This window comes from Rossellomorea sp. GQ25 (assembly GCF_059758515.1).
In genome coordinates this window covers 150,677-169,352 of the sequence record NZ_JCAXEQ010000004.1, presented here as the reverse complement: position 1 = coordinate 169,352, position 18,676 = coordinate 150,677, and the positions used below count along the sequence as shown (strand labels likewise).

At 42.5% G+C, this 18,676-nt stretch carries 17 protein-coding genes, 1 other RNA gene and 1 other annotated feature; of the genes, 16 read left to right on the top strand and 2 right to left on the bottom strand.

Features of this window, described 5'->3' with window-relative positions; translation table 11 throughout:
* Positions 1-130: 130 nt before the first annotated feature.
* The 6 genes from AC6CIB_RS14245 (at position 131) to dtd (ending at position 7,284) form a co-directional block, all read left to right on the top strand.
* On the top strand, positions 131-1,015 hold the full coding sequence (locus AC6CIB_RS14245; protein WP_498282179.1) for a cation diffusion facilitator family transporter: 885 nt from the start codon (positions 131-133) through the stop codon (positions 1,013-1,015).
* Between the two features lie 13 nt (positions 1,016-1,028).
* A complete protein-coding gene (locus AC6CIB_RS14240) occupies positions 1,029-1,364 on the top strand; it encodes a LapA family protein (RefSeq protein ID WP_149156362.1) in 336 nt (111 codons plus the stop codon).
* A 120-nt stretch (positions 1,365-1,484) separates the two neighbouring features.
* Positions 1,485-3,842: a single-stranded-DNA-specific exonuclease RecJ gene (recJ, locus tag AC6CIB_RS14235; protein ID WP_498281688.1), complete on the top strand. Its 2,358-nt coding sequence runs from the start codon at positions 1,485-1,487 to the stop codon at positions 3,840-3,842.
* The gene (locus tag AC6CIB_RS14230) at positions 3,839-4,351 is read left to right on the top strand and encodes an adenine phosphoribosyltransferase (RefSeq protein WP_498281686.1); all 513 of its coding nucleotides are present in this window, start codon (positions 3,839-3,841) and stop codon (positions 4,349-4,351) included. Before recJ ends, AC6CIB_RS14230 begins: the two co-directional genes overlap by 4 nt.
* A 286-nt stretch (positions 4,352-4,637) precedes the next feature.
* On the top strand, positions 4,638-6,830 hold the full coding sequence (locus tag AC6CIB_RS14225; RefSeq protein WP_498281684.1) for a RelA/SpoT family protein: 2,193 nt from the start codon (positions 4,638-4,640) through the stop codon (positions 6,828-6,830).
* 13 nt (positions 6,831-6,843) lie between these two features.
* The gene (gene dtd / locus AC6CIB_RS14220) at positions 6,844-7,284 is read left to right on the top strand and encodes a D-aminoacyl-tRNA deacylase (RefSeq protein WP_498281682.1); all 441 of its coding nucleotides are present in this window, start codon (positions 6,844-6,846) and stop codon (positions 7,282-7,284) included.
* Between the two features lie 78 nt (positions 7,285-7,362).
* On the opposite strand, the gene AC6CIB_RS14215 is transcribed toward dtd, so the two are convergent.
* Complete coding sequence (locus AC6CIB_RS14215) at positions 7,363-9,105, bottom strand: N-acetylmuramoyl-L-alanine amidase family protein (protein WP_498281680.1); 1,743 nt, start codon at positions 9,103-9,105, stop codon at positions 7,363-7,365.
* Positions 9,106-9,299: 194 nt separating this feature from the next.
* Between AC6CIB_RS14215 and AC6CIB_RS14210 the strand changes: the two genes are divergently transcribed.
* From AC6CIB_RS14210 to AC6CIB_RS14190, 5 genes are all read left to right on the top strand, one after another.
* Complete coding sequence (locus AC6CIB_RS14210) at positions 9,300-9,482, top strand: RNA polymerase subunit sigma-70 (RefSeq protein WP_397540966.1); 183 nt, start codon at positions 9,300-9,302, stop codon at positions 9,480-9,482.
* Between the two features lie 70 nt (positions 9,483-9,552).
* Positions 9,553-9,782: a binding site (T-box leader), on the top strand.
* 74 nt (positions 9,783-9,856) lie between these two features.
* A complete protein-coding gene (gene hisS / locus AC6CIB_RS14205) occupies positions 9,857-11,131 on the top strand; it encodes a histidine--tRNA ligase (protein ID WP_498281678.1) in 1,275 nt (424 codons plus the stop codon).
* Positions 11,132-11,160: 29 nt separating this feature from the next.
* A complete protein-coding gene (gene aspS, locus AC6CIB_RS14200; RefSeq protein ID WP_498281676.1) occupies positions 11,161-12,930 on the top strand; it encodes an aspartate--tRNA ligase in 1,770 nt (589 codons plus the stop codon).
* 70 nt (positions 12,931-13,000) lie between these two features.
* Positions 13,001-13,190: non-coding RNA, 6S RNA (ssrS, locus tag AC6CIB_RS14195), on the top strand.
* A gap of 199 nt (positions 13,191-13,389) precedes the next feature.
* Complete coding sequence (locus tag AC6CIB_RS14190; RefSeq protein ID WP_498281674.1) at positions 13,390-14,154, top strand: tRNA threonylcarbamoyladenosine dehydratase; 765 nt, start codon at positions 13,390-13,392, stop codon at positions 14,152-14,154.
* A gap of 56 nt (positions 14,155-14,210) precedes the next feature.
* On the opposite strand, the gene AC6CIB_RS14185 is transcribed toward AC6CIB_RS14190, so the two are convergent.
* On the bottom strand, positions 14,211-14,633 hold the full coding sequence (locus AC6CIB_RS14185; RefSeq protein ID WP_498281672.1) for a hypothetical protein: 423 nt from the start codon (positions 14,631-14,633) through the stop codon (positions 14,211-14,213).
* Between the two features lie 144 nt (positions 14,634-14,777).
* Between AC6CIB_RS14185 and AC6CIB_RS14180 the strand changes: the two genes are divergently transcribed.
* The 5 genes from AC6CIB_RS14180 to AC6CIB_RS14160 are packed head-to-tail and all read left to right on the top strand — an operon-like array spanning position 14,778 to position 18,517.
* Positions 14,778-15,557, top strand: a complete 780-nt coding sequence (locus AC6CIB_RS14180) for a hypothetical protein (RefSeq protein WP_498281670.1) — start codon at positions 14,778-14,780, stop codon at positions 15,555-15,557.
* 3 nt (positions 15,558-15,560) lie between these two features.
* Positions 15,561-15,935 carry a GntR family transcriptional regulator gene (locus AC6CIB_RS14175; RefSeq protein WP_498281668.1) on the top strand — a complete coding sequence of 125 codons (375 nt, stop codon included), beginning with the start codon at positions 15,561-15,563 and terminating at the stop codon, positions 15,933-15,935.
* Positions 15,936-15,937: 2 nt separating this feature from the next.
* A complete protein-coding gene (locus AC6CIB_RS14170) occupies positions 15,938-16,648 on the top strand; it encodes an ABC transporter ATP-binding protein (protein WP_498281666.1) in 711 nt (236 codons plus the stop codon).
* The gene (locus AC6CIB_RS14165; RefSeq protein WP_498282177.1) at positions 16,648-17,574 is read left to right on the top strand and encodes an ABC transporter ATP-binding protein; all 927 of its coding nucleotides are present in this window, start codon (positions 16,648-16,650) and stop codon (positions 17,572-17,574) included. Before AC6CIB_RS14170 ends, AC6CIB_RS14165 begins: the two co-directional genes overlap by 1 nt.
* The gene (locus tag AC6CIB_RS14160) at positions 17,567-18,517 is read left to right on the top strand and encodes an ABC transporter permease (RefSeq protein WP_498281664.1); all 951 of its coding nucleotides are present in this window, start codon (positions 17,567-17,569) and stop codon (positions 18,515-18,517) included. Before AC6CIB_RS14165 ends, AC6CIB_RS14160 begins: the two co-directional genes overlap by 8 nt.
* Positions 18,518-18,676: the final 159 nt, after the last annotated feature.

Sequence of the window (18,676 nt, the reverse complement as noted above, 5' to 3'; positions counted from 1 at the left end):
CCGGGGAGAGCTTCTCCCCGGACCTGTCTTTTTTTGTTTTTTTACGGTATTGGGTTACAATACTAATAGTTGAAAGGAGGCGACACCGTTGAATCATGAAGACCGTTTTAGGAAAGCTGAAATAGCTGCAATGATTGGTGTTGTAGGGAATATTGTACTGGCGGTTATTAAGTGGGGAGCCGGTACATTAGGAAATAGTAGAGCGTTGATTGCAGATGCCGTTCACTCTGCCTCGGATGTTGCAGGGTCTCTCGCCGTCTTTATCGGATTACGTGCAGCTAAGCAGCCTCCTGATCAGGATCATCCATATGGGCACGGGAAGGCCGAGTCCATAGCAGCAATCATTGTGGCCGTCTTATTGTTTTTAGTAGGGATTGAGATTGGAAAATCGTCCATAGAATCTTTCTTTCATCCTTTAACACCTCCAACAGCGATTGCTATCTATGCCGTCATCTTTTCCATTATTGTGAAGGAAGCAATGTTTCAATACAAATATCGATTGGGTAAAAGAATAAAGAGTGATGCTTTGATCGTCAATGCATATGAGCATCGTTCAGATGTCTTTTCATCCATTGCGGCACTTGTCGGGATTTCCGCATCCATCCTCGGAGGGAAATTCGATATAAGCTGGCTTGTATACGCAGATCCCGTAGCCGGTATCTTTGTTTCACTCCTTGTCCTCAGGATGGCCTGGCACTTGGGAGCTGAATCCATACATAATACGCTGGATCACGTAATGCACGAGGAGGATATCGTACCCTTTCGTAAAATGGTGGACTCTGTCCCTGAGGTGAAGGAAATCAATGAACTCCATGCCAGGGAACATGGGCATTACGTTATCATTGATTTGAAAATCAGTGTAGATCCGCATATGACTGTCGAGGATGGTCATCGCGTCGGGAAGCAGGTGAAGAAGAAACTTCTTGAAGAATCCAATGTGAATGATGTGTTCATTCATATTAATCCGTATAATCCGGATTCTGAAGAAAGGGATGAACAAATAGACTTATCATAAGGAGGGGAATCCGATGAAATTTCAGTGGACATTATTATTAGGTATTTTCTTTGCATTGGTGGTTTCCGTTTTCGCTGTCATCAATGTAGATCCTGTCACCGTCAATTATTTCTTTGGTGAAGCTGATTGGCCACTTATATTAGTCATACTCGGATCTGTATTCATGGGGGGAATCATTATCGGCTCGGTTGGACTGTTTCGATTATTCGTCGTCCAACGAAAAGTAAAGGCTTTAGAGAAAGAAAATTTACTGTTAAAAGAACAAGCTGAAGGTATGCATAAAGAAAAGGCAGAAAAAGTCCCTTTGAAAAAGAGTGCTCCCGGCTCAGTAGGGGAAACGGGAGAGTAAACAGCTTGGTGGTTTTGCCACCAGGCTGTTTTTTTATTGTATAAGAAAAAACCCTCCTTCTATTAAGATTGAAACCAACCCTTCCTTTTTGTATAATGAGTAAGGCTGAGGGGTGAACGTATGTTAAACTCAAAAACACGTTGGATGATGACAGAATCAGATCAACATAAAATATCAGAATTGGCAAATGAATTAAAAGTACCTTCGCTTGTGGCGAAACTATTAATCAACCGGGACTTGGAAGATGTTGAAGAAGCCCGGAATTTTTTATTTGATACAGGCGATTCATTTCACGATCCATTTCTTTTTGAAGATATGAAAAAAGCAACGGAAAGAATCCATAGAGCCATTGAAAATGGGGAGAAGATTCTTGTTTATGGAGACTATGATGCTGATGGGGTCAGCAGTACGTCGGTATTGATGACAGTGTTAAGGGACCTTGGAGCAGAGGTGGAATTCTATATTCCAAACCGGTTCAGCGAAGGATATGGCCCTAATGAAGGTGCTTTTCGCTGGGCAAAGGACGAGGAATTCACGCTCATCATAACAGTCGATACGGGAATATCCGCTGTGAACGAAGCAAAATTGGCAAAAGAACTGGAAGTCGATTTGATCATTACGGATCACCATGAACCTGGACCGGAATTACCTCCGGCTTTTGCCTTGATTCATCCAAAGGTCGAAGGGACCACCTATCCATTTGGAGAACTGGCAGGAGTAGGAGTAGCATTTAAACTGGCTCATGCCCTTTACGGTGAACTGCCTGTCCATCTGCTTGATCTTGCTGCGATTGGGACCATCGCCGATTTAGTACCGTTAAGAGGTGAAAATCGCCTTCTGGCCAAGCGTGGGATTGCCCAGCTTCGGGTATCAAACCGATTGGGAATAAAAGCATTATGCAGGATTGCAAATGCCCACCAACAAGAAATTACGGAAGAATCCATTGGATTCATGATTGCTCCCCGTATAAATGCTGTTGGGCGGTTAGGGGATGCAGACCCTGCCGTTGATCTTATGCTCACAGAAGATGCTGAGGAAGCAAAGGCCCTGGCTGAAGAAATTGACAGCTTGAATAAAGAAAGACAGGCGATCGTGTTTCAAATGACCGAAGAAGCGGTTGAGATGGTGGAGAATGATTTTCCTCTAAACGATAACTCTGTCCTTGTAATTGGGAAAGAAGGCTGGAACCCTGGAGTAGTCGGAATTGTAGCTTCACGCTTAGTGGATAAGTTTTATCGTCCAACCATCGTGCTTAGTTTCGATTCTGAGAAAGGAACGGCAAAGGGATCCGCAAGAAGTATCGCAGGTTTTGATTTGTTCAAGAATTTATCAACCTGTCGTGATATTCTGCCCCATTTTGGAGGCCATCCGATGGCGGCAGGCATGACCTTACAGTTGAAAGATGTCGAACAGTTCAGGGACAGGCTGAATGAATTGGCCTCTATAGAATTAACGGAAGATGACTTTATACCGGTCACTCAGCTTGATGCTTCTGTTACGGTCGACGAAATCTCCGTAGAGTCGATTGAAAAGCTTCAGCTTCTGGCCCCTTTTGGGATGCATAATCCAAAACCGAAGTGGATCATAGACAATGTAAGCATCGAACACTATAAAAAAATCGGATCTGCACAAAATCATTTGAAGCTGGTCTTAGAAGACAAGGGCGTACAATTGGATGGTGTCGGTTTTGGATTGGGAGAACTGGCAGATCATATGACACCATTTTCGAATGCCTCTGTTATAGGTGAATTATCGATTAATGAATGGAATAATCGCAAGAAGCCTCAGGTGTTTTTACAAGATGTCAAAATTGAACATTGGCAATTATTTGATGTTCGCGGGATTAAACAAGTCCATAAATGGAATGGGCTTATCCCTGATGAAAATAAAAAAATTATTTGTTTTAATCCGGCTACTTTAGAAAAGCTGAGTCTGGAAAAAGATGAAGTTATGCTACTTGAGGATGGTTCTTCACTTGAAGGAATTTCCACCGATAAGGCAAGCCTGGTTCTTCTGGATCTGCCCGTTTCCAAACCTATACTGGAAGAGCTCTTGAAGAAAGGTCATCCTCATCGGATTTATGCCCATTTCTTCCAGGAAGAAGATCATTTTTTCAGTACGATGCCAACACGTGAGCACTTCAAATGGTACTATGGATTTTTAACAAAGCGTGGATCATTTGATTTAAATAAACATGGTGATGACCTGGCGAAATACAAAGGCTGGTCAAAAGAAACAATAGATTTCATGTCACAGGTGTTTTTTGATTTGAAGTTTGTTACAATAGTGAATGGATTTATTTCTCTCAATCCTGAGAAAACCAAGAAAGATCTTTCTGAATCTCTAACATATCAGAAGAAACAACAACAATACGAGCTTGAAAACGAATTGTTATATTCTTCCTATCAAGAGTTGAAGACTTGGTTTAATGAAAGGATAGAAGAGTCTGTTACAATTGAGGAGGAAGTAAGAGCATGAACTTAAAACAATATGTTACGATCGTTGAGGATTGGCCTAAAGAAGGAATTAAGTTTAAAGACATCACTACATTAATGGATAATGGTGATGCATATAGATATGCGACAGATCAAATCGTAGAGTATGCAAAAGAGAAACAAATCGACCTTGTTGTGGGACCAGAAGCGCGAGGGTTCATCATTGGATGCCCAGTGGCTTATGCATTGGGAGTGGGTTTTGCTCCTGTACGTAAACCTGGTAAGTTACCGCGTGAAACCATTCAAAAAGAATACGGATTAGAGTACGGTAAAGATGCTTTGACGATTCATAAAGACGCAATCAAACCTGGACAACGAGTTCTTATCACGGACGACTTGCTTGCAACTGGTGGGACGATCGAAGCTACCATTAAGCTTGTAGAAGAATTAGGTGGAATTGTTGCTGGTACGGCATTCTTAATCGAATTAACGTACCTGGATGGCCGCGACAAGCTTGACAACTATGATATTCTTACATTAATGCAATACTAATTGTTTATCAATTTTCATATACGTATATACTTTGTGATATACTGTTAACTTAAGGGACTGACATCTGGTTTTGAATGTCAGCCCTTATTTTTTATTTGGAAGGGTCAATTAGATGCTGGATGTGGATAATGCGGATTTTTTCGTCGACAATTATCGACGAAAATAGATGGAATCTGAGAATTTTACACTAACCCCTTTACATAACCCTATTTTTTTTTGATAATAGTAACAATCATTAAAATCGAACACTAGTGAAATATATTAAAATACAAAGGTGATTTTGATCATGGCTAAAGATCAAGTACTAACCCCTGAACAGGTTATTGATAAAACAAGAGAATACTTAAACGATGAGCATGTAGAGATGGTCCAGAAAGCCTATGAGTATGCAAGGGATGCCCATAGTGAGCAGTACCGTAAGTCTGGTGAACCCTATATCATTCATCCCATCCAGGTAGCGGGAATACTCGCGGATCTGGAAATGGATCCGGCAACCGTCGCTGCCGGTTTTCTTCATGATGTAGTGGAGGATACAGGCGTTTCTCTTGGGGAAATTGAGGAAGCATTCAATGCCGAAGTGGCCATGCTTGTAGATGGGGTCACAAAGCTTGGAAAGATTAAATACAAGTCACAGGAAGAGCAGCAGGCTGAAAATCACCGGAAAATGTTTGTGGCGATGGCTCAGGATATCCGTGTCATTCTGATTAAATTGGCAGACCGTCTGCATAATATGAGAACGTTGAAACATTTGCCACAGGAGAAGCAGCGAAGAATTGCAAATGAAACACTGGAAATCTTTGCTCCTTTGGCACATCGTTTAGGGATTTCGAAGATTAAGTGGGAATTAGAGGATACTTCGTTGAGATATTTAAATCCTCAACAGTATTATCGTATTGTCAACCTGATGAAGAAAAAGCGTGCGGAGCGTGAAGAGTATTTAGAGGACGTTGTAAATGAGGTTAAGGATAAGTTAGGCGACGTGAAAATCACAGCGGAAATCTCTGGCCGTCCTAAACATATTTACAGCATTTATCGCAAAATGGCTCTTCAAAACAAGCAGTTTAATGAAATATATGACCTATTGGCAGTGCGTGTAGTAGTAGATAGCATTAAGGATTGCTATGCGGTTTTGGGAATCGTTCACACGTGCTGGAAGCCAATGCCTGGCAGGTTCAAAGATTATATTGCCATGCCGAAGCCGAATATGTATCAATCTCTTCATACAACTGTCATCGGTCCTAAAGGGGATCCTCTTGAAGTGCAAATCAGAACGCTTGAAATGCACCAAATCGCTGAATACGGTGTGGCGGCACACTGGGCATATAAAGAAGGAAAAGAAGAAGCGAACGAAAAGGTTTCCTTCGAGAAGAAACTTTCCTGGTTCAGGGAAATATTGGAGTTCCAGAACGAATCTGCCAATGCGGAAGAGTTCATGGAGTCTCTTAAGATTGATCTCTTCTCTGATATGGTCTTTGTGTTCACACCTAAAGGAGATGTACTGGAACTGCCATCGGGATCTGTTCCGATTGACTTTTCTTATCGTATACACTCAGAAATCGGTAACAAAACGATCGGTGCCAAGGTAAATGGTAAGATGGTCACTCTTGACTATAAGTTGAAAACGGGGGATATCATTGAAATTCTCACGTCCAAACATTCTTACGGCCCCAGTCAGGATTGGCTGAAGCTTGCGCAAACGTCTCAAGCGAAGAATAAGATCAAGCAATTCTTCAAAAAGCAGCGAAGAGAAGAAAATATTGAAAAAGGCCGGGATTTAGTAGAAAAAGAAATCAAGAATCAAGATTTCGATGTGAAAGAAATCCTTACTCCTGAAAATATTAAACGTGTATCTGAGAAGTTTAACTTCTCAAACGAAGAAGATATGTATGCAGCCGTTGGCTATAACGGGATTACGGCGGCTCAAATCGCCAATCGCTTAACGGAGAAAGACCGGAAGAAACGTGAACAGGAAGACAGCCTGGAAGAAACGATGAAGGAATTGAATGCCCAACCAGTCAAGCGTAAAAAAGATGCCGGTGTCCAGGTAGAGGGCATTGACAATCTTCTTATCCGTTTATCCCGTTGCTGCAGCCCTGTTCCCGGGGATGAGATCGTAGGGTTTATCACGAAAGGCCGTGGGGTTTCTGTGCATCGTGACGACTGTACAAACGTAATGGCGGATGAAGTAGAGCAGCGTCTCATTCCAGTGTCATGGGAAAGTGATAGAAATGACCGTAAAGAATACAATGTGGATATTGAAATCTCCGGTTACGATCGCAGAGGCCTTTTGAATGAAGTGCTTCAGGCGGTAAACGAGACGAAGACGAATATATCGGCTGTAAGTGGAAAATCCGATCGAAATAAAGTGGCAACCATTAATATGTCCATTTCGATTCACAACATCTCCCATTTACACAAAGTCGTGGAGAGAATTAAACAAATTTCAGATATTTATGCTGTAAGACGAATCATGAACTAAAGGAGATTTCTTTATGAAGGTTGTACTGCAAAGGAGTAAAGAAGCCTCCGTCACTGTTGATGGAGAAGTAAAGGGAGCCATTCGTTCAGGTGTTGTATTGCTTGTGGGGATTACCCATGAAGATACGGAAGAAGACGCTCGTTATGTTGCAGACAAAGTAGTGAACCTGCGTATTTTTGAAGACGAAGAGGGGAAGATGAATCATTCTTTACTGAATGTAGAAGGGGAAATTCTCTCCATCTCTCAATTCACTCTTTACGGGGACTGCCGTAAGGGGAGAAGGCCAAACTTCATGAGTGCAGCGAAGCCCGATCACGCAGAGTCTGTTTACGACTACTTTAATAAGGTATTAAAAGAAAAAGGTATTAAAGTGGAAACGGGCGTATTTGGAGCCATGATGGACGTGAAATTAACAAATGATGGTCCTGTTACGTTAATTATAGAAAGTAAATAAAGAAAAGCTGATCCTGCAAATAATTCAGGATCAGCTTTTCTTATTTTATTCATATAGCATGTTGTTCTCTGCGCAGCATCAGTCGGAAAAATAATCCCCTAATCCGTGATAGATAGCCGTTGCCGCCAGGTCTTGAAAATACTGTGTATTGACATTGGCTTCCTCTGCTGGATTACTTAAGAATCCCAGCTCCAAAAGGACCGCCGGCTGATTGTTTTCACGAACAACGTGATAATCTCCTACTCGTACACCGCGGTCTTTCGTCGGTAAACGATCTGCCAAGCTTCCATGAATTTCATCTGCCAGTTCTTTCTGCTGACCTTGATAATAGTAGGTAGTATGCCCGACGATAGAGGAATCAAGAATGCTGTCAAAATGGAGGCTGATAAAGGCATCAGCCTGATAATAATGAGATAATGATACCCTTGATGGTAATGAAAGATATTCATCGTTTTTCCTTGTTAAGACCACTTTGGCTCCAGCGCTCTTTAGCTTTTCGGCAAGGAGTTCCCCGGTTTTCATGGTAAGGATCTTTTCCAATGTCCCACTTGCTCCGGTCGTTCCACTGTCTCTGCCTCCATGCCCCGGATCAATCACCACGACTTTATCTTGTAAGCCACCGTTCCGGTTACGTGAAGGAGTGGTGTTTTCCCCGGTGCTGGATCGGATGGACACAACCCAGCCGGCAACAAAACCTGCACTGCCGTCTTCTAATTCAATTTCATACCAATCTCCGTTTTTGCTAATAACGGGGAAGGTGTCACCACTGGAGCCTCGTTCGATAACGCTTGCTCCGGCGTTTGCTTCACTTCTGATGTTGGTACCATTGTATAGAACGGTGACGTTTTCATTTTCTGAAGATGGTTCCCCCTCATGGGCGGAGGCAGTAACGGTTTTTTGGACATACCAACCGGCAATCCAGCCTTTTTTCCCATTTGAGAGTTTAATCTGATACCAATTGTTTTTCTCTTTTAATAAGGAATATTTCTCTCCTTTTGAGACCTTTCCAACGATACTCCCGTTTAAGGAGGTTTCATCACGGACATTTAAACCGTGAACCGTAATGATTCCTATAAGATCTGTGGATGAGGAGGCAGGCTCCTCTTCATTAGCGCTCGACGAGAATTCTACATAGGCATCGTTCACCCATGCCTTGTCGCTGCCAAATTGAATCTCGTACCACCCGCTGACACTTCCTGTTACCTCTACGTGATCTCCCTTATTTAATACTCCAAGGACGGAACTTTGAAGAGAAGGGGAGGTTCGAACATTAAGGGAGTTGTCGGTGATAATCCCTTGTTCATTCTCACTCTTTTTCGATGGGGAAGAAGTTGTGTTGTTTTCCGACACGTATTCCTCATACACCCAGCCGCTGTTCTTTCCCCATTCGATGAACAGCCAGTCACCCTCTTCGTCGGAAACGGATACCCTATCACCAGAGTTTAAAACCGTCACAACTCCTTCAGAGGTGCTGGGCCCTTTTCTGACGCGTAATCCATCGGTGTTCACCTGTCCTTCCTGTTTTGGAGAAACATCGGAAGCAGCAGGTTCTACTGAGACTAACCATTCGGCTACCCAGCCCTCACGACTATCGGTCCTGACCTTATACCAATCATTTTGTGTGTCTACTATACTGTACTCTTCCCCTCTATGTACCTTCGTCAGAACCGGATAACTGAGTCCTGGCCCCGTACGAACATTCAGAGTCGAAACACTGATCGTGGCCGTGCCGGCTTCTGCATGTGCATAATCAGCTTCAAGTGGCTGAAAAGGAATGATTATGAGCACAATCAGTATAGATGCAATTATTTTCTTAATCATCTTCACCTCCTGTTTGAAATACAAACCCCCATAGTAATATCGGATCTTTTCACTTAGATATTGATCAAAATTTCGACGATTTATCGAAAAAATCCCTTATGGTTTTAATACGATAAAAAAAATTAAATTCCTCTAAAACGAAATAAAAATAGGTAATTGGAAATGATAGAGTTAAGGAATGTTTTGAAAGGATGATGGAATTGAGGTCAAGTGAAAAAGGGTTTATGAATGCAAATGGTGATAACCAGCTGTTCGGTGTGGATTTTCACCAGTTTCTAGAACGTGAGAAAGATGCTTTAAATGTGGAACTTGCCTCCGAGTTCGGGTTATCGTTGAAAGAAGTTAAGCTACTGAAAAAGAAAATGGAAAGATCGTAACGAAATTTTCTTTAACCTCTTGACATGAACTAACGGCATCCGTATCATTATAGAAATAAAATAACATTTACAAAAACCGTTGATTGAGCATAGTAGCTGACCCCCACGTGTAAAGAGAGGAAATGCCTTGGCTGAGAGCGTTTCTACATTGTGACTTAGTGAATGAACACTCAGGAGGTTTCTCTCTGAAAAAGTTTCTTTAGTAGGAGATGAACGTACCAGGCGTTAACTGGCTAAGTGGAGGTCTTGATAGACTTCAATTAGGGTGGCACCACGGGAATAACAGCTCTCGTCCCTTGTATGATATACAAGGGATTGAGGGCTTTTTTTATTTACATAAATATCAATGTGCTTTATAAAAGGAGGAAATCAACTTGTCCATTCAGATTCCAAGAGGTACACAGGACATTCTACCAGGTGAAGTAGAAAAATGGCAGTTTGTAGAGGAAGTGGCGAAGAATCTTTGCCACGCCTATCAGTATAAAGAAATCCGCACACCTATCTTTGAGGCGAGCGAGTTGTTTACCAGAGGCGTAGGGGATACGACGGATATCGTTCAAAAAGAAATGTATATGTTTGAAGATCGAGGAGGCAGAAGCTTGGCGCTCCGACCTGAAGGAACCGCTTCTGTTGTTCGCTCCTTTGTAGGAAATAAGATGTTCGGGCATCCAAATCAACCAACAAAGCTCTTTTACTCTGGTCCTATGTTCAGGTACGAAAGACCACAAGCTGGCCGCTACCGCCAATTTGTCCAATTCGGGGTTGAGGCATTGGGAAGTGAAGACCCGGCGATTGATGCAGAAGTGATTTCATTAGCGATGGGGATTTACAAGAAACTGGGACTTACTCAATTAAAGTTAGTCATTAATAGTCTTGGTGATACGGGTAGTCGAAACGTTCACAGAGAAGCGCTGATCAATCACTTTAAACCAAGAATCGATGAATTCTGTGGAGATTGTCAGAATCGTTTAGAGAAGAATCCATTACGTATTCTCGATTGTAAAAAAGACCGTGACCATGAATTGATGACTACGGCGCCCTCGATTCTTGATTACTTAAACGGCGAATCGAAAGCCTATTTTGAAAAAGTCCAAACCCACTTAACCGGGATGGATGTTGAATTTGTTGTCGATCCGACTCTTGTTCGCGGCCTTGATTATTATAATCACACAGCCTTTGAAATCATGAGTGATGCAGATGGCTTTGGAGCCATCACGACCCTTTGTGGCGGAGGACGCTACAATGGATTGGTGGAGATGATCGGTGGTCCGGAAACTCCGGGAATCGGTTTTGCCTTCAGTATCGAAAGACTACTTTCGGCACTTGAAGCTGAAAACGTTGAACTTCCAATCGAGCGAGGCGTCGATTGCTTTATCGTTTCATTGGGGGAAGAGGCAAAAGATTATGCGGTTAAACTTCTTCACAATTTAAGACAAGTGGGAATTTCTTCAGAGAAGGATTACCTGGATCGAAAGGTAAAAGGTCAATTTAAAGCAGCGGACCGTTATGAAGCGAAATATGTAGCCGTCATTGGCGACAACGAATTACAGGAAAATAAAATCAACCTGAAAGATATGTCTACTGGTGAGCAGGAAGAAGTAAGTCTTGATCGTTTTGTAGAGAATGTGAAAGGCAAACTTGGTAAATAGAACCCGTTGATTTTGACAAGGAGGAGAACATGATGACAAAAAGAACAGCGTATTGCGGAGATATCACAGAATCATACATCGGTAAAAAAATTACGATTAAAGGTTGGGTACAAAAGAGAAGGGATCTGGGTGGGTTAATCTTCATCGACCTTCGTGACAGAGAAGGAATCGTACAAGTCGTCTTTAATCCGGATTTATCAGGGGAAGCCCTCGCCCTTGCGGAGAAAATTCGTAATGAGTATGTACTAAGTGTGACAGGTACTGTCGTAGCAAGAGGAGAAGGGACGGTCAACCCTAACCTGAAAACGGGGAAAGTGGAAATTCATGTAGAAGAGGTTCAAATCATAAATGAAGCGAAGACCCCTCCTTTCATGATTGATGATCAGATGGAAGTGTCGGAAGATGTCCGCTTGAAGTACCGTTACGTAGATCTTCGCCGCCCAGCGATGATGGAAACGTTGAGAATGCGTCATAATGTTACGACATCATTCCGTAACTTCTTAAACGAAAACGGATTCCTGGATGTGGAAACACCGATTTTAACAAAGAGTACGCCTGAAGGTGCCCGTGACTATTTAGTGCCGAGCCGTGTTCACCAGGGTGAGTTTTACGCGCTGCCACAATCACCGCAAATCTTCAAACAATTGCTGATGGTATCCGGTTTCGACCGCTATTACCAAATTGCCCGCTGTTTCCGTGACGAAGATCTTCGAGCAGATCGTCAGCCGGAATTCACTCAGATTGATATGGAAATGAGTTTCATGGATACAGAACAAATCATTTCCCTTGTAGAAGATATGATGAAGAAGCTGATGAATGATGTGAAAGACGTGAATGTTCAATTACCAATCCAAAGAATGACGTATGATGATGCCATGAGTCGATACGGTTCAGACAAACCGGATACGCGTTTTGGAATGGAACTGATCGATGTATCGGAAATCGTGAAGGAATCCGGATTTAAAGTATTCGCAGGTGCTGTAGCAAGCGGTGGTCAGGTGAAACTGATCAACGTAAAAGGCGGGGCTTCACAGTATTCCCGTAAAGACATCGATGGCTTAACAGATTTTGTTGCACGTTTCGGTGCAAAAGGGCTTGCCTGGTTAAAGGTAGAAGAAGAAGGCTTAAAAGGACCTATATCCAAATTTGTAACAGAAGAGGATGCTTCGCAAATCACTGCTTCAGCGAATGCAGAAGCCGGAGACCTATTGCTATTCGTGGCTGATAAAAAATCAGTAGTGGCAGATGCACTGGGTGCCCTTCGTTTGAAATTAGGAAAAGAATTGAAACTGATTGATGAAACAACATTCAATTTCCTATGGGTGACCGACTGGCCATTGCTTGAGTTTGACGAAGGGGAGAACCGTTATTATGCTGCCCACCATCCCTTCACGATGCCGGTGAGAGAAGACCTGGAACGTTTCGAGACAGATCCTTCCTCGGTCCGTGCAGAAGCATATGACCTTGTATTGAATGGATACGAGCTTGGAGGGGGATCCCTTCGAATTTATGAGCGTGATATTCAAGAAAAGATGTTTAATGTACTTGGTTTCTCAAAAGAAGAAGCAGAAAAGCAGTTTGGTTTCCTATTGGAAGCCTTTGAATATGGAACACCCCCACATGGCGGAATCGCCCTTGGTCTGGACCGTTTAGTGATGCTCCTTGCAGGACGCACAAATCTCCGTGATACCATTGCATTCCCTAAAACGGCAAGTGCAAGCTGTGTATTGACGGATGCTCCTGGTGAAGTGAGTGAAGCTCAGTTAAAAGAGTTATCCTTGTCGCTGGATGTAGAATAATGTAAAAAAGTTCCGGGGGTCATTCGTTGAAATCATCAAGGTGATATGATATTATTTAAACAATCACAAACGGGTCCTGATGTGTGCGACGTTTTTACCTAACAGTTTTGACCGAACACTTCAAACTTTGGGAGCTTGACGTTTCTGCTAGGCGTTCATGCCTCATGCCGAGGACTAACAAATAGTGGAATAAAGCACCCACCTGCCGAGAGCGGGTTCAAAACGAAGGAAATGATGGCGACGGCACGATTGGGACTCGTCCAAACATGATTTTTAATGAAGATCCTATAGAATGAAGAGTCAGGCTGAAAGTGGCCTGGCTTTTTTGTTGGGACTAAACCTCCTCTTAATAGGGTAAACGAAAGAGAAGGACAACATTTCATATTGATTTTCGTTCCTGTATCCTTTATTCTAATTCAGTATAAACCTAGTTGAATACTTATAATGGAGTTGATTATTTTGCTACACCAGTTTTCACGAAATGAACTAGCGATCGGTAAGGAAGGTCTTCAAACCCTTAAGAATAGTACGGTGGCAGTATTAGGAATCGGGGGAGTAGGATCCTTTGCAGCCGAAGCTTTAGCTCGATCAGGTGTAGGCCGTCTTGTGTTAGTGGATAAAGATGATGTGGATATTACAAACGTGAATCGTCAAGTTCATGCATTGCTTTCTACAGTAGGTCAGCCGAAAGTCGATCTGATGAGGGACCGCATCAAGGATATTAATCCGGACTGTGAAGTCATTGCCTTAAAGATGTTCTACACGGAAGAAACCTACGAAGAATTCTTCAATCAAGGATTGGATTACGTCATAGATGCTTCTGATACGATTTCGTACAAAATACATTTAATGAAAGAATGTCTAAAACGCGATATTCCATTGATCGCGAGCATGGGAGCGGCGAATAAAACCGATCCGACCCGCTTCAAAATTGCGGATATCAGCAAGACCCATACGGATCCAATCGCAAAGGTGATCCGGACCCGCCTGAAAAAGGAAGGCATTAAAAAAGGCGTGACTGTTGTTTTCTCTGATGAGAGTCCTATCGTCATCCGTGAAGATATTAGAAAAGAAATAGGGAACGATGATGCGAAGATTCGTAAAGCGCAGCTTCCTCCATCTTCAAACGCATTTGTCCCATCGGTTGCAGGTCTTGTTGCAGCCAGTCATGTGATGAACCAGTTGTTAAAGCATATTGAAATCAAAAGAGTAAAAGATAAATAATGCTTGTAAGGACTGAGTCCACTTTCGGATTCAGTCCTTTTTCATGTTCCGAAAAATCAATGAATAATAGGAGAAGGGAGACCTGCGTTTTTATCGAGGGCTTCTGCTTCCTTTAGCAGCGATAGCATCGCTTTTAACTTTTCATGCTTTTCAGAATACGCGACGTATTTTTTCTTCAGTTCGTTTTGTTTTAGAAGCAACTCTTCCTTTTCATTTAGGAGAAGTTTATTCTCTTTCTGCTTGCTGCCTCTCATTTCCCTTTGTAAAAAGGCTATACAAGATTCCAATGATATTTCAGATGTCTGCTTGTTTATTTTTGTATAATATCGGTGTGAACAAGTCCCGGGCGATCGCTTGATTTTCACTGCAGCTTCTTCAAAGGCCTCTCTTTTGGATTTACCTTTTTCTATATATGATTGGACGACTTCCCATATTAGTTGATCTTCTTCCTCAGTCCAAGGACGTTTTTTCTTTTCCATTTCCCATCCTCCTCTCCTCTTAGCTTTACACACATCAGCAAAAAAACAATTCCATTAATTAGGTGAAAAAGGTATTGACGGTACAATGTGTCATAGTGTACTATCTAACTAGAACACTAAAACACGTTATGAAGGAGTGCAAGTATGAGCGCTTTTAAAGGTCTTCTTTGGAAAGACTTCAAAACCTCTAAGGTTTGGTTCTATGGTTGGATTGCCATTATTTTTCTGATTTACATCATAGGAATGGTGATCGGAAACTTCGCCAACGAGCCTATAATCGTTCAAATATTTATTATCATGATCGGTGTGTTTCACTTTGCGTTTCTGCCGGGTATTGTCTTCTCCATGCTTCGATTAGAAGGAAAGACGCAGCTTTGGCTCCATAGTCCTTATAGTGGATTTATGCTTTTGTTGCCGAAACTGATTACTGCCTTTATATACTCTACGATGTCACTTCTATTAGTGGATCTTTTAGGTGTGATCACCATGGCGATCTTCCCTGAAGACTCTCTTTTTTCCTATTGGCCAATCAAAGAAGGTATCCTATTTAATTTAGGGGTAACAGTAGTTGGCCTATATTTTTCCGGATGGACGATATTCTTGTGGACTTTCTACCACTCACTTTCAAAGTATCCATCCATCAAGAATATACGATGGATTTTTGTAGCTGGTTTTATCATAGTGTATCAAAGTGTTGTCGCATTTCTTATGAGCATTAAATGGGTGGAAAGATTACTCTTCGATACTTTTACAGTTGAAGTGAGTTCGGGCGTCTTTTTCTCGGTTGGCTCTAATGAGGCGAATGCCGGTTTTGACCCTGAAATGATCCCGCTGCCCTTGCTGCCGTTTTTATTCGAAGGAATGGTGATGATTATCGTATTTATCATTTCCTGCTGGCTATTAGATCGTAAGGTTGAGGTGTAATACATGACAGAAGAATATACTGCTTCCAAGCCGATATACCTCCAAATAGCTGATCGAATCATACGTGAGATTGTAAGAAAAGAAATATCTCCGGGGGACAAACTGCCATCTGTCCGGGAAATGGCCGTTCAATCCGGGGTGAATCCAAATACCATTCAGCGTACGTATAGCGAATTAGAGAGGATGGACATTGTGGAGACGAGGAGAGGGCAAGGAACATTTGTCACGGAAAAGGAAGAGGTTCTTTCCGTTTTGAACAAAAAGGTTCAAGAGGAAATAATCGAGTTGTTCATTAAAAACATGAGAGAACTGGGGTTAACAAAAGAACAAATGATAAAAGGCGTCGAGAGATATCTTGCCCAAAGAGGGGGGGAATAGGATTGGTTGTGAAATTTGAAGCTGTGACCAAAAAATATGGTAATGAATTAGCCCTGAAGAATACGTCGTTTCACTTCGAAAAGGGGAAGATTTATGGTCTGCTTGGTCCAAATGGCAGCGGGAAATCGACCACTTTAAAGATGATCGCGGGATTAGTTCTTCCGAGTGTAGGTACAGTGACCATGAACGGTAAGCCCATTACCCGGAAACGAGCCAGTGAAGTGGCGTATTTAACAGAGCTGGATATGTTTTATGAAGCATTTACCGTTGATGGGATGATCCGTTTTTACTCTTCTCAGTTCGCGGACTTTAATATACAGCGGGCACATGAGTTAGTGGGATTCATGGAACTGGACAGTAAGAAAAAAATCAAACATTTATCAAAAGGGAATCGCGGCAGACTGAAGCTTGTTCTTACCTTATCCCGAAATACAGAGGTTCTGCTCCTGGATGAACCATTTTCAGGATTGGATCCCATGGTAAGGGACTCCATCGTAAAAGGTCTCTTATCCTATATCGACTTCGGAAATCAAACAGTAATCATTGCAACCCATGAAATCGATGAAATTGAAGGGATTCTGGATGAAGCGTATATCATCCATGATGGTGAAATTAAAGGGCACTGTCAGGTAGAGGAGCTTAGAGAAGTGGAAGGATTATCTGTCCTGCAGTGGTTGAAACAAACAACGAAAAAAGAAGGGAAGATGAAGTGATGAAGACGGTTGTGCAATTACAGGATGTCTCAAAAGTCATTAAAGGCAAGACTATTATCGATAATTTATCCTTTGACGTGTATGAAGGGGAAGTATTCGGTTTTCTGGGACCAAATGGAGCAGGAAAAACGACGACGATCCGAATGATAGTAGGACTAATGAATATTTCAAAAGGAGACGTCCTGATTTCGGGGAAAAGCATCAAAAAAGATTTTGAAGGTGCCATAAAAGATGTTGGTGCCATCGTTGAAAACCCAGAGCTCTATAAGTTCATGTCCGGGTATCAGAACTTAAAGCATTTTGCCCGCATGCAAAGTGGAATCACCGAAGAAAGAATGAAGGAAGTCATTGAACTGGTCGGTTTAACAGACCGCATCAATGATAAAGTGAAAACCTATTCCCTCGGGATGAGACAGCGCTTGGGTCTGGCGCAATGCCTGCTCCATAAACCGAAGCTCCTCATACTCGATGAGCCTACAAATGGTTTGGATCCTGCCGGTATCCGCGAAATTCGTGCGTATATCAGAAAGCTTGCCCAGGAAGAGGGTATGGCGGTCATCGTATCAAGTCACTTATTATCTGAAATGGAAATGATGTGCGATCGAATCGGGATCATCCAATCCGGAAAGCTTGTGGATGTACAGCAGGTACGTGATTTCGTTGAAGGTTCCGAACAGGTTTACCATTTTGAGGTGAATGATGTAGAAAAGATTAGAGCTGTACTCAGTGCGTTCGATCCGGGGATCAAATATGAAACGAAGGGTTCGGAAGTACAGGTCGCTTTAACGAAGGAACAAGTACCGAATGTCATTCGGGCACTTGTGGATGCGAATGTTCAAATCTTTAGTGTCATGCCAATTGCCAAGACACTGGAAGATAGATTCTTAGAAATCACGAATGAAAAAGGAGAGGTCGTGCATGCTTAGTCTCATTAGAAATGAATGGACAAAAATATTTAAACGGGTCGGAACATATGTCATGCTCGGATTGCTTATTCTGATTATTGGAGTGACGGCAGCTTTTACGAAGTATGATGACGGGAAAGCAAAGGAATCGGAAAACTGGAAGCAGGAACTCTCAGCACAAGTGGAAGCAGATAAAAAAATGTTGTCGGAAAATCCAAATATGAACAAATTCATAGAGAAAGACACTGAACGAAGAATTGCGCTAAATGAATATCGTATTGAAAATGACATTCAACCGAAAGTAAAAGAAACGGTTTGGACGTTTGTTGAAACGAATGCCTTTTCCGTACTTGTTGTAGGTCTGTTTGCCATCATTGTGGCAGCGGGAATTGTGGCAAGTGAGTTCAGCTGGGGTACGATCAAACTTTTGCTAATTCGTCCCATCTCAAGAACGAAAATCCTTCTATCGAAGTATTTCACTGTCATCATATACGGAATGAGCATGCTACTTGTATTATTCGTTGTATCGTTCCTGATCGGCCTCCTATTATTTGGTGGAACAGATCAGTCCACTCATCTGGCGTATGTGGATGGGAAGGTAGTCGAACAGAACATTGTCGGGTACTTGATCAAAACCTACTTATTAAAAACCATTGATGTCGTGATGATGGCTACAATGGCCTTCATGATTTCAACTGTGTTCAGAAGCAGCTCACTGGCTATCGGGATTTCCTTGTTTCTATTGTTTGTGGGAGCCAATGCAACAAGCCTGCTCGCTCTTCGTTTCGACTGGGCAAAATTCAGTTTGTTCGCAAACACAGATCTGACTCAATACACAGGTTTCACACCACCGCTAGTGGACGGCATGACCATGGGCTTCTCCATCACCATGCTCATCATCTACTTCATCATCTTCCAATTGCTGGCCTTCATCGTCTTTAATAAGAGAGATGTAGCGGCATAGAAAAGCGGAGGCGGCTTGTTCAGGCCCGACAAGCATAAGGCGAACATCCCGGAAAGGCGTCCTTTTGCCTTTTTGGGATGATTGACTTATGACCTCGAGGGACTAGCCGCAGGAGCTGGACAAAGAAAAGCGGAGGCGGCTTGTTCAGGCCCGACAAGC